This window comes from Agrobacterium sp. DKPNP3 (assembly GCF_052686535.1).
In genome coordinates this window covers 1-11,245 of record NZ_JBQYSN010000124.1, presented here as the reverse complement: position 1 = coordinate 11,245, position 11,245 = coordinate 1, and the positions used below count along the sequence as shown (strand labels likewise).

General features: G+C 59.5%; 13 protein-coding genes. 7 read left to right on the top strand and 6 right to left on the bottom strand.

The features are described from left to right. Positions 1 to 404: 404 nt before the first annotated feature. From ACUTJJ_RS22930 to ACUTJJ_RS22910, 5 genes are all read left to right on the top strand, one after another. Positions 405 to 1,178: an ABC transporter substrate-binding protein gene (locus tag ACUTJJ_RS22930; RefSeq protein WP_296071638.1), complete on the top strand. Its 774-nt coding sequence runs from the start codon at positions 405 to 407 to the stop codon at positions 1,176 to 1,178. 112 nt (positions 1,179 to 1,290) lie between these two features. Further along, positions 1,291 to 2,094 carry an ABC transporter permease gene (locus tag ACUTJJ_RS22925; RefSeq protein WP_445543530.1) on the top strand — a complete coding sequence of 268 codons (804 nt, stop codon included), beginning with the start codon at positions 1,291 to 1,293 and terminating at the stop codon, positions 2,092 to 2,094. Continuing rightward, a complete protein-coding gene (locus ACUTJJ_RS22920; protein WP_445543529.1) occupies positions 2,091 to 2,921 on the top strand; it encodes an ABC transporter permease in 831 nt (276 codons plus the stop codon). The genes ACUTJJ_RS22925 and ACUTJJ_RS22920 overlap by 4 nt, the downstream gene beginning before the upstream one ends. Positions 2,922 to 3,091: 170 nt before the next feature. Further along, positions 3,092 to 3,358 carry an usg protein gene (locus ACUTJJ_RS22915; protein ID WP_004442513.1) on the top strand — a complete coding sequence of 89 codons (267 nt, stop codon included), beginning with the start codon at positions 3,092 to 3,094 and terminating at the stop codon, positions 3,356 to 3,358. A gap of 86 nt (positions 3,359 to 3,444) precedes the next feature. After that, on the top strand, positions 3,445 to 4,269 hold the full coding sequence (locus ACUTJJ_RS22910) for a class I SAM-dependent DNA methyltransferase (protein ID WP_296071644.1): 825 nt from the start codon (positions 3,445 to 3,447) through the stop codon (positions 4,267 to 4,269). Positions 4,270 to 4,511: 242 nt separating this feature from the next. Here ACUTJJ_RS22910 and ACUTJJ_RS22905 read toward each other — a convergent pair whose 3' ends face one another. The 4 genes from ACUTJJ_RS22905 to ACUTJJ_RS22890 form a co-directional block, all read right to left on the bottom strand. Continuing rightward, the gene (locus ACUTJJ_RS22905) at positions 4,512 to 5,477 is read right to left on the bottom strand and encodes an aliphatic sulfonate ABC transporter substrate-binding protein (RefSeq protein ID WP_296071646.1); all 966 of its coding nucleotides are present in this window, start codon (positions 5,475 to 5,477) and stop codon (positions 4,512 to 4,514) included. Positions 5,478 to 5,763: 286 nt separating this feature from the next. Next, complete coding sequence (locus ACUTJJ_RS22900) at positions 5,764 to 6,252, bottom strand: Lrp/AsnC family transcriptional regulator (protein WP_003507846.1); 489 nt, start codon at positions 6,250 to 6,252, stop codon at positions 5,764 to 5,766. A gap of 70 nt (positions 6,253 to 6,322) precedes the next feature. Then, positions 6,323 to 6,976, bottom strand: coding sequence for a uracil-DNA glycosylase family protein (locus ACUTJJ_RS22895; protein ID WP_445543528.1), 654 nt, complete (start codon positions 6,974 to 6,976; stop codon positions 6,323 to 6,325). After that, on the bottom strand, positions 6,969 to 7,562 hold the full coding sequence (locus tag ACUTJJ_RS22890; protein ID WP_296071656.1) for a thermonuclease family protein: 594 nt from the start codon (positions 7,560 to 7,562) through the stop codon (positions 6,969 to 6,971). Before ACUTJJ_RS22890 ends, ACUTJJ_RS22895 begins: the two co-directional genes overlap by 8 nt. A gap of 108 nt (positions 7,563 to 7,670) precedes the next feature. Between ACUTJJ_RS22890 and ACUTJJ_RS22885 the strand changes: the two genes are divergently transcribed. Next, the gene (locus tag ACUTJJ_RS22885; protein WP_296071658.1) at positions 7,671 to 9,206 is read left to right on the top strand and encodes a sensor histidine kinase; all 1,536 of its coding nucleotides are present in this window, start codon (positions 7,671 to 7,673) and stop codon (positions 9,204 to 9,206) included. Positions 9,207 to 9,219: 13 nt separating this feature from the next. Here the strand turns inward: ACUTJJ_RS22885 and ACUTJJ_RS22880 are convergent, their stop codons facing one another. Next, positions 9,220 to 9,624, bottom strand: coding sequence for a diacylglycerol kinase (locus ACUTJJ_RS22880; protein WP_063948651.1), 405 nt, complete (start codon positions 9,622 to 9,624; stop codon positions 9,220 to 9,222). A gap of 8 nt (positions 9,625 to 9,632) precedes the next feature. Beyond that, on the bottom strand, positions 9,633 to 10,667 hold the full coding sequence (cobT, locus tag ACUTJJ_RS22875; protein ID WP_063948649.1) for a nicotinate-nucleotide--dimethylbenzimidazole phosphoribosyltransferase: 1,035 nt from the start codon (positions 10,665 to 10,667) through the stop codon (positions 9,633 to 9,635). 182 nt (positions 10,668 to 10,849) lie between these two features. Here cobT and ACUTJJ_RS22870 point away from each other — a divergent pair. Then, a partial coding sequence (locus ACUTJJ_RS22870; RefSeq protein ID WP_445543527.1) for an adenosylcobinamide-GDP ribazoletransferase occupies positions 10,850 to 11,245 on the top strand: 396 nt, incomplete at its 3' end.

Here is an 11,245-nt window from a genome sequence, read left to right as displayed (position 1 = left end):
CGAGAGACATGAGCGGAAAAACCACCCCGGTCAGCAATGTGTTTTTCTTTTTCAGCATCAGTGCTTCCTCATCTGCCGTCATTTTGTTTGTCGCAAGATACGCGACGTCGTGGGCCCGGCTTGGCACGCAGGCGCTGTTCAACGCCCAACACACGCTCCGGTTCCCATGATGACCAGATGCTTCTGTACCGGAAATGAACAGATCAAGGCCTTTTCGTGGAAGCTCTGCGGCACAAACGCGGTCGCTAATATTGCAGTTGCATTTTTTGACCAAGCGGATGAATAATCACATCCGCGCTGAAGGCCACAGGCGGTATCCCCCGTTCTGCCGCGCCCAGCGACCATGGCGTCCGCACTGAAAACAACAACAGACCGCGGATGAACGACCAAAAGAGAGGATCGAAATGCCTATTTCCACCCGTCTGCTCGCAGCCGTATCGATTGCCGCCATCTCGCTTTTTTCCGGCGCGGCTCTCGCGCAGGACAAGATCGTCATCGGCACCGAAGGCGCCTACCCGCCCTTCAACAATCTGGAAGCCGACGGCACGCTGACCGGCTTCGACATCGACATCGCCAAGGCGCTGTGCGAACAAATGAAGGCCGAATGCACCTTCGTTACCAATGACTGGGACGGCATCATCCCCGCCCTTCAGGCCAAGAAGTTCGACGCCATCATCGCGTCCATGTCGATCACGCCCGAGCGTCTTGAAAAGGTCGACTTCTCCAAGAAATACTACAACACCCCGCCGGCAATCGCCGTGCCGAAAGATTCGCCGATCAAGTCCATCGAAGATCTCAAGGGCAAGTCGCTCGGCGCGCAAGGTTCCACAACACACTCCAACTATGCCGAAAAGCATTTCCCGGATGCGGACGTGAAGATGTATCCGACCGCCGACGAATATAAGCTCGACATCGCCAATGGCCGCATCGACGCCGTCATCGACGATATTGTCGTGCTGTCGGAATGGCTGAAGACCGACGCCGGCAAGTGCTGCAAGATCCTGACGCCGCTCAAGGTCGATCCCGAGATCAACGGCAACGGCGCAGGCATTGCCGTGCGCAAGGGCGACACGGCGCTGGCCGACAAGTTCACGGCCGCAATCGCCGGTATCCGCGCCAGCGGCAAGTATCAGGAGATCAACAAAAAATACTTCGATTTCGACGTTTACGGCGATTAAGCTGGTTCGATCTGTTGAAATCTCGTGGCGGAAGGCTTGCCCTTCCGCCATTTTTGTTTGAAAACGTCACGATAACAATCACGGCGGCTTAAGACCGCAGGGGAAAAATGGCATGAGCGGAGCATTTTCCGCCATAGGTGCGTTCTGGACCTATGTCTCGAAACTTCTCGATCCCTTCTGCGGACCGGTGGGTCTCTTCTCGCTTTTCGGAAACGGCACTCTCGTCGCCTGCGGCGATGCGGGCTGGGGCGATGAAATCGCCTTCGGCGTCAAGGTCACGATCTCGCTGGCGCTTGCGACCCTGCCCGTTGGGCTGCTGATCGGTTTCCTCATCGCGCTCGCCGCACAGTCGGAAGAAAAATCACTGCGGCTGGCCGCCGGCATCTACACCACGATCTTCCGCGGCCTGCCGGAACTCCTGACGCTCTTCATCGTCTATTACGGCATTCAGATGCTGCTGCAATCGCTGGCAGGTTACGTCGGTTTCAGCGGCCCCATCGAAATCAACGCTTTCGTTGCCGGCATGGTGGCGCTTTCGGTCGTCTTTTCGTCCTATGCTTCCGAAGTGCTGCTTTCGGCTTTCAAGGCCATACCGAAAGGCCAATACGAGGCCGGTGACGCGCTCGGTCTTTCCCGCAGCCGCACCATGGTGCTGATCATCATTCCGCAGCTGGTGCGGATCGCTCTGCCCGGCATGACCAATCTCTGGGTCATCCTGCTGAAAGACACGTCCTACGTCTCGATCATCGGCCTTGCCGATATCATCCGCCAGACCGGCATTGCCGCCCGCGTCAGCAAGGAAGCCTTCTTCTTTTACGGCATCGCCTGCCTGCTTTACCTCATTCTGGCACTCATCTCGTCCGTCGGAATCGGCTTCATCGATCGCTGGTCGCGCAAATCGGAGGCCAGACGATGAGCCATATCCAGGAACTCATTCCGCCGCGCCCAGCGCCCATCGTTGCGGACAAACCGCTGAACATTTCCCGTATCGTCGGCATCGCCGTCATCACGCTCTGGCTGCTCCTCGCCGCCGCGCTGATCTTCGCCATGATCGAGGGCTGGGACTGGGACAAGTTCCAGCGCTATGGGCCGCGCTACATTGATGGTCTCATCACCACCATCGCGCTGGTCGGCAGCTCAATCATTCTTGGCGCAATCCTCTCGGTGCCAATCGCCTTTGCCCGCATGTCGGAAAACCGCGTCATCGGCGCGCTCGCCTATGCCTATGTCTATGTCTTCAGAAGCACGCCACTGCTGGCGCAGCTTTTCCTGATCTATTACGGCCTCGGCAGCTTCCGCCCGGCGCTGGAAGCCGTCGATCTCTGGTGGTTTTTCCGCGAAGCCTGGTATTGTGGGCTCATGTCGCTGACGCTCAACACCGCAGCCTATCAGGCCGAGATCCTGCGCGGAGCGATCCAGAGTGTGCCGCGCGGCCAGCACGAGGGAGCGGCGTCGCTCGGTATTTCCAAGTTCATCACCTTCCGCAAGATCATCCTGCCACAGGCGCTGATCGTCGCATTGCGCCCCTATGGCAACGAGATCATCCTGATGATCAAGGGCTCGGCGGTTGTCTCCATCGTCACCGTCTTCGACCTGATGGGCCAGACCCGTTACGCCTTTTCCCGCACCTTCGATTATCAGGCCTATCTCTGGGCCGCGATCTTTTATCTCACGATCGTCGAAACGCTGCGGCATGTTTGGGCATGGCTGGAAGCCCGGCTGACGCGACACCTCAAGCGTTGAGCGCCGTGGTTGGCAGCACTCATCACAAGAGGCTGCCAACATTTTGAAAAATATAACAAATTTGTGACACAACCCACCCTTTGGCAAGGTTGGGTTAACCCTGCCGTGTTCCCATATCAGATACAGCGGCAATGCTGTGATCGGTCATCATCGATATGGGAACCGCCATCATGAACAAGGACATGGAAATGATGCTGAGGGGCTACGGCCTCACCACCGCCCAGATTTTCTACCGCCTGCCGGACCATCCGCTGGTTCTCCAGACCTATGTCTGGCAAAACTACGACCTGGCCCCTGATTTCCCCGAAATGCACGGCTTCCTCAAATTCTGGCAGGAAAAGCTCGACGGTCCCCTGCACTCCGTCCGCTATGTGCACCGGCAGGTTATCTCGGCACAGGAATGGCGCGCGCTGAAAGGGGAGTTCATCCTCCACTAAAAGCCGCAAACCCACATAAACGTTGCGCCCGTTCCCGATGCGGCTTACAGCAAACGTCAATTGAAGACGCTGACGGATAAGGCACGATGACCAAGAATCAGAAGATCGACGAAGAGGCGCTCGCCGAGGCCTATAACCGCGCACTGGCGCTTGAAAAGGCGGGTGATGTGGACGCCGCCGTGAAAGCCTATGAGGAGGTCCTCGCCATCGATCCGGAAGACCACGGTGGCGCAGCCGTGCGCATCGCCGCCATGGGCCGGGGCGAACAGCCGTCGAAAGCACCCGACGCCTATGTCGAAACCCTGTTCGACCAGCATGCCGAAGCCTTCGAGGACATTCTTGTCGAACAGCTCGGTTACGCCGTGCCGATGATGGTGCGCCAGCGGCTGCAGACGCTCAACCTCGGCCCCTTCAAGCGCCTGCTTGATCTCGGCTGCGGCACCGGCCTCACCGGCGAGGCGCTGCGCGATATGGCCGAAGACATCACCGGCATCGATATTTCCGAAAACATGGTCGAGATCGCCCATGAGAAGGACCTCTACGAGACGCTTTACGTCGCCGAAGTCGAGGATTTCCTTGAGGACAATGACGACGAGCCCTTCGACATCATCACCGCCACCGATGTGCTGCCCTATCTCGGCGCGCTGGAGCCGCTGTTTTTCGGCGCGGCCGAAAACCTCAATGCCGGCGGCCTGCTGATCTTTTCCTCGGAAACCCTGCCCGAAAACATCATGGCCGGACGTCCCTACATGGTCGGCCCGCACCAGCGTTTCGCCCATGCCGAAACCTATGTCCGCGAAAGACTGGCGGCGACCGGCTTCGAGGTCGTTGAAGTGACCGACATCAATGTGCGCATGCAGGACGGCAATCCGACACCCGGTCATCTCGTGATTGCGAAGTTCAAGGGCTGAGCCTCCGTCATTGCGGCAGATTTCTTCTCCCGCCGGGGAGAAGGTGGCCCGAAGGGTCGGATGAGGGGGCAACGCTCGCGATATGCGGAGACCTTGCCCCCTCATCCCGCTGCCGCGGACTTCTCCCCGGCGGGGAGAAGAAACAAGCGGGATCCGATTGCCTCACATTTAACACCAACGGCCTGAATCAACCTCTCAGCAACATCCGCCAGCAGGTTGAAGAGACTCGCCTTTCCCGCCCATCAACTCGCCTTCGGGCGCCAGACGATATCCGCCACCTTGAGCTTCTTCGGCACGATCTTCAGATCGTAGAACTCATCGGCAAGCGCCTGTTGATAGGCAATGGCTTCATCCGAAACCACTGACACGCGACCGAGATCGGCACCCGGACGGGTCAGCGAGACCTTCGTAACATCCTCGGGAACACCGGTGATGGCGGCGAGCGACTTTGCAGTCGCCTCGATGTTCGCCTGCGCCTTTGCGCCTACATTGGCCAGTTCCTTTAGGATCAGCGGCACGAGATCGGGATTGGCCTCGACGAAATCGCCATTGCCGAGGAAGTAGCTCCATGGATCGACGATGCCTTCGGCTGTCGAGAGCACCCTTGTCGTTGGCTCCTTTTCCGCCACCGCAAAGTAGGGATCCCAGATCGACCAGGCATCGATATTGCCGCTTCGGAAGGCGGCCGCCGCATCCGGCGGGGCGAGATCGACGGGCGTGATGTCGGCCAACGTCAGCCCCGCCTTTCGCAGCGCCTTGACGGTGACATTATGGGCGCTGGAGCCGCGCTTGAAGGCGACCTTTTTGCCCTTCAGGTCTTGGAGCGTCTTCAACGGCGAATCCTTCTGCACGAGAATGGCCGATCCGCCCGCCGCAGCCTTATAGGTGCCGACATAGCGCAGATTACCACCGGCGGCCTGCGCGAAAAGTGGCGGCACATCGCCGGTCGGGCCGATATCCAGCGCACCGGCACCCAGCGCTTCAAGAAGCGGCGGCCCGGAGGAAAACTCCGACCACTTCACCTCAATGCCGCGATCCTTCAGCAAGGCTTCAAGCGCACCCTGGCTTTTTGCCAGTGCGATCACGCCGTTTTTCTGCCAGCCGATGCGCAGCGTCGTCGCTGCGGCACTTGCCCGCCGGATATGCGGCAGAAACAACGCTCCCGTCGCACCTGCGATCAGCCCCAATGTTCCGCGTCTTGTGATCATATCGATATCCTCGCTGTTACCATCACCAGATACCAAAAGCGTAGATATTCGACAGATTTTATCAAATTCTCACGTTGCGCGGAGACGGCGCAGAGAGAATTGAATGTGCTAATTTGCTTGATAGGGCGGAATAAGATTGTCGCGCCTTGGCCGTGCATACCGGATGGACCTTCCGGCAAGGACATCCCCTAGCGGGCCAGATCGATGGGGAAAGGCAATCCCCACATAAAAATGCCCTCCCCGGCGGCCGGAAAGGGCATCGTTCAGAGATAGGATGGACTGCGGATCACTCTTCGCCGGATTTCGGATTATCCAGCAACATGTAATCGAGCGGCAGTTCAGTCGTATATTTGATCTGCTCCATCGCGAAGGCGGAGGACACGTCGCGGATTTCGATCTTCGCGATCATCCGCTTGTAGAAGGCGTCATAGGCCGCAATATCTGGCACGACGACGCGCAGCAGATAATCGACGTCACCGCTCATGCGATAGAACTCGACCACCTCAGGGAACTCGGAAACCACTTCGGAAAAGCGCTTCAGCCATTCAATGGAATGCGAGGCGGTGCGAATGGAGACGAAAACCGTGACCTTGGTATTGACCTTGACCGGATCAAGCAGGGCCACACGCCGGCGGATGACGCCGTCTTCTTCCATCTTCTGGATACGCCGCCAACAGGGCGTTGTGGAAAGGCCAACCTTTTTCGCCAGATCGGCAACGGCCAGCGTGGAATCCTCTTGCAGAATGCGCAAAATCTTACGGTCTAGGCGATCCAATGCGTCTACCCTCCTGAATTAATTTCCTTTCAATACACTAATTTTTGCGAAAAAACAGAAAATTGTTTCACTAAATCCGCATTTCCACATGTTGCCGCAGAACCGGAAGCAGCTCCGTAGTGAACCACGGGTTCTTTTTCAGCCATGCGGTATTGCGCCAGCTCGGATGCGGAAGAGGCAAGATGCCGGGACCGGCGTTGACGTGCAGGTAGCTGCGCCAGTTTTGCACCGTCTCCGTCATGGTTTTCGCGCGTTTTTCACCGAGGTGAAAGGCCTGCGCATATTGGCCGACGGCGAGGATAAGCTCCACCTGGGGCATTGCCGCGATAACCCGCTGCCGCCAGTGCGGGGCGCATTCGCGCCGCGGCGGCAGGTCGCTCCCCTTGTCGTCGTACCCGGGGAAACAGAAACCCATGGGTACGATGGCGAAACGGTCAGGATCATAAAACGTCGGTCTATCGACATTCAGCCACTGCCGGAGCCGGTCGCCCGAGGCATCGTCGAAAGGCAGGCCCGATGCATGAACGCGCAGCCCCGGCGCCTGGCCGGCAATCAGGATGCGCGCTTTTCGCGAGATGACCACCACCGGTCGGGGTTCGTGCGGCAGGCGATCCGCGACGCCCTTGAGCGGGCTGTCGCGACAGAGACGACAGCGGGCAATTTCGGCACGCAGGCCGCCCAGCCCATCATGGTCCATCGGCGCGGTCCTTTCTTTTTCAGCCATGCCCCCACCCCAGCAGATGACGAATAATGGTCAGGAAACCGGTTGCGGGGGTATCGAGATCCGCCGCTCGGTGTTCGCGACGCCATTGCGACGGGTTTTCAAATTCTCCCACCCAGATACCGCGCGCCTGCCGACGGGCTTCTGCCTGTTCGCTGGAGAACTGAAAATAACCGGACGCCACTGCAAAGCCCGCAGACACCATGTCCGACGAGACATCCCTGCCGCCCGCGGAACAATAGACGAGCAGCCGGCCATATCGATCTCTCGAACCACCCGAGCAGGAAAAATCCGCAGCGCTTGCCAGCCGCTGCAGGGCACGGCGCGCTTCCTCGCCGCATGGCCAGCTTTCGCTGCCGCGAAGACATGTCTGCGCAAGCTCGGGCGCATCAATGCCGAGCAGCCGGAAACGGTCGCCGCCCTTTGCCAGCGTATCACCATCGATCACAAAAAAGCGGCCACGGTGGGTTTCGCTGTTGAATTGATCGAGCCTCGCGGCGATGAGGATGCCAAGAAACACGGTGGCGAGGAAAAGCCCGCCGTCGCGCAGCGGCGAAAAGCCCCTGCCCTTGCCTCCATTTCGTCTCATGTCACAACAAACCCTTGTCAGAAATGGCAAACAAATCCTTTCACGGCAGCATCTTCTTAAGATTTTGGGCGTAGTCTGCAAGGGTTCATGTCACCCTGCGTTGTAACAATGAGTAGAAGCGTCAGCACGTCCACCGACAAGATCATCGTCGACCGCTCGAAAAAACACCGCAACAAGGCGGTTTTCGACACGGTGAAGACGACGCGTGAACGCCTGCAGCAGGGACCCGGCGCAAGCGACGCCTATGAGCGCGAAATGCTGACCATGCACATCGCCGAGGCCCATCAGGGCGCGATGATCATGCCGCTTTTCATCGTTCTTGCGTCCGTCATCGGCCTTTACATCACCCGCGACATCAGCCTGATCCTCTGGTCGCTGACCGCGCTCAGCTTACATGCCTTCTCGCTGCTGCTGGCCAAGCGAGCGGCGAAACAGGACATCACCGCCGACAATATCCAGCACTGGAAAAACCTTTTCCTCGGCATGCAGATCCTGACCGGCTTTGCCTGGGCGATGTTTGCGCTGGCGGAGCCCACCCGCCACGATCCGACACTCATTCTTTTCTTCAAGGGCTCGACGCTGCTGATCGCGCTTTCACTGACCGCCATTGCCAATTTCATGCTGCGGCGGGCGATTTCCCTCACTTTTCTGCCAGTGCTCGCAGCGCTTGGCATGACGGCAGCCATCTCGCGTGATCCATTCGATGTCGGCCTCGCTCTGATGTTCGGCATGGCCATCCTTTTTTGCCATCGCATCACCAACCGGCTCTACCAGACCAGCGTCAAGCTCCTGTCGTCCCAGACCGAAAAGGACGACCTGATCGCCGAACTCGAAGTCGCCAACTCGGTCTCCGACGAAGCGCGGCGTCGCGCGGAGGAGGCCAACCTCGCCAAGTCCCGCTTCCTCGCCTCCATGTCGCACGAACTGCGCACACCACTCAACGCCATCCTCGGCTTCTCCGAGGTCATGTCGTCGGAGGTACTCGGTCCGCTCAACAATCCGCTCTATAAGGAATATTCCGGCGATATCCACCGCTCCGGCCAGCATCTGCTCGATCTCATCAACGAAATCCTCGACCTGTCGCGCATCGAGGCCGGTCGCTACGATCTCAACGAAGAGTCCATTTCCATGCTCGAAATTGCCGAAGACTGCATCGGCATGATCCAGCTGCGCGCCCGCGCCAAGAATATCCGCATTTCCCAGCAGTTCGAAGCCAGCCTGCCGCAGGTCTGGGCCGATGAGAAATCCATCCGGCAGGTTATCCTCAACCTGCTCTCAAATGCCGTGAAATTCACGCCCCAGGGCGGCGAAATCCTCGTCAAGGCCGGCTGGACGGCGGGCGGCGGCCAATATGTGTCGATCAGGGATAATGGTCCCGGCATCCCAGAAGAGGAAATTCCGATTGTGCTGTCGGCCTTCGGTCAGGGCTCCATCGCGATCAAGAGCGCCGAACAGGGAACAGGCCTCGGCCTCCCCATCGTGCAGGCTATCCTGGCCAAGCATGATGGCCAGTTCATCCTCAAATCGAAGTTGCGCGAGGGCACCGAGGGCATCGCCATTCTGCCGGCGAAGCGCGTGTTGCAGAGCCTGCCAGCGGTGGAAGAGACCCACGCCATCCAGCCGCGGCGCCGGTCATTTGCCTGAACCCGCGGAAATCTCAGAAAAATAGCGTCGTCACCAGCGAATACAGCACGAAAAATCCGTTCGCCATCAGCAGGCAGAAGACGGCGAACGAGCCGAGATCCTTGGCATGGCGTCCGACCGAAGAGATTTCCGGCGAGATGCGGTCCACCAGCTCCTCGATGGCCGTATTCAGCGCTTCAACCGAAAACAGAAGCAGCATCAGCACCGTGAAGACGAGAAGATGTGCAAATGGCGAACCGACGACCAGCAAAAGGGTGAGCCCCGCGCCAAAAGCGAGAACCTCGTGGCGAAACGCCGCTTCCTGCCACAGCCGGCCAAGCCCCTGCAGGGAATAGCGGGCGGCGGCAAAAAGATGTCGCCAGCCCTTCTCCTTGCGGAAGGCCGGTTCTGGCGGCGGCATGTGCGGCGTCGCTTCCATCTTCAGCCTCAATGATTGGTGGGCGGGGCGATGCGGGTGTCTACCCCCGCTGCCTCGAAGGTCGCCATGCCGGAATGGCAGGCGGCAGCGGCCTTGACGATGCCAGCCGCAAGAGCTGCACCTGTGCCCTCGCCGAGCCGCATGCCGAGCGCCAGAAGCGGTGTCTTGCCCAGCTTCTCAATCGCCGCAAGGTGGCCAGGCTCCCCCGAGACATGACCGATGAGGCAATGGTCGAGCGCAGAGGAATTGGCAGCCTTCAGCAGCGCCGCAGCGGCCGTTGCCACATAGCCATCGATCAGCACGGGAATGCGTTGCACGCGCGCAGCAAGAATCGCACCGGCAATCGCCGCGATTTCGCGTCCGCCGAGACGGCGCATGATTTCCAGCGGGTCCGACAGGTGATCCTTGTGGAAGTCCACCGCCGCCTTCACCGCCGCGATCTTGCGGGCCATGACGTCCCCTTCCGAACCGGTGCCCGGACCGGTCCACTCCTCCGCCGTGCCGCCGTAAAGTGCGAGATTGATGGCAGCGGCAATCGTCGTATTGCCGATCCCCATTTCGCCGACACAGAGAAGATCGGTGCCACCGGCAATCGCCTCCATGCCAAAGGCCATGGTCGCGGCGCAGTCGCGCTCCGAAAGCGCCGGCTCACAGGTGATATCGCCGGTCGGATAGTCCAGCGCCAGATCGAAAATCTTCAGGCCGAGATCATTGGCAACGCAGATCTGGTTGATCGCCGCACCGCCAGCCGCGAAATTTTCCACCATCTGCTGTGTGACCGAGGTCGGATAGGGCGTGATACCATGCCGCGTAACGCCGTGATTGCCGGCAAAGATCGCCACCAGCGGACGGTTGACGGCAGGCGAACGGCCGGACCAGGCGGCCAGCCACATGGCGATCTCTTCGAGACGACCGAGCGAACCGGCAGGCTTCGTCAGTTGCGCATTTCGCTCCTTTGCCGCCACAAGCGCATGGGTATCCGGGCCGGGAAGCTCGCGCAGCAGCGCGCGAAAATCGTCGAAGGGCAATCCGCTCATGCTCATGATATCAATCTCTCTCGTCGCCGCACTGGCTTTCGCATCGGCTCATGCGTCCGGAACTTGTGTTTTCCGGCAAATCGGTCTTTGTTGCGCCTCTCATAATCGCGGATGCGCCGCGGAACAACCGGAAATGCAGAGACTGCAGCGGAGAGAGCGTGAAGGCCGGGGATTTTATAACAGATGTCATGCATTCCCTCGCCTTTCTCAGCCGCCTGCCTGTCCCCTCGCGGTTTTTCGAGAACGCCGACGCCATATCGATGAGCCGCACCGCCCGCGCCTTTCCCGCTGCCGGTCTGTTGATCGCCCTGCCCGGCGCCGTCCTTGTTGTCGTGTGTGCTGCCTTTGACGCCTCACCACAACTGACCGGCTGGCTGATCATCGGCATCACCGCACTCATGACCGGCGCTCTGCATGAAGATGGGCTCGCCGACACGGCCGACGGCTTCGGCAGCGGCAAGGACAAGGCGCGCATGCTGGAGATCATGAAAGACAGCCGAATCGGCAGCTATGGCGCCATCGCCATGGTTCTGTCTTTCGCGCTGCGCGCTACCGCCCTTGCCTCGCTGATCGAGACGTTGCCG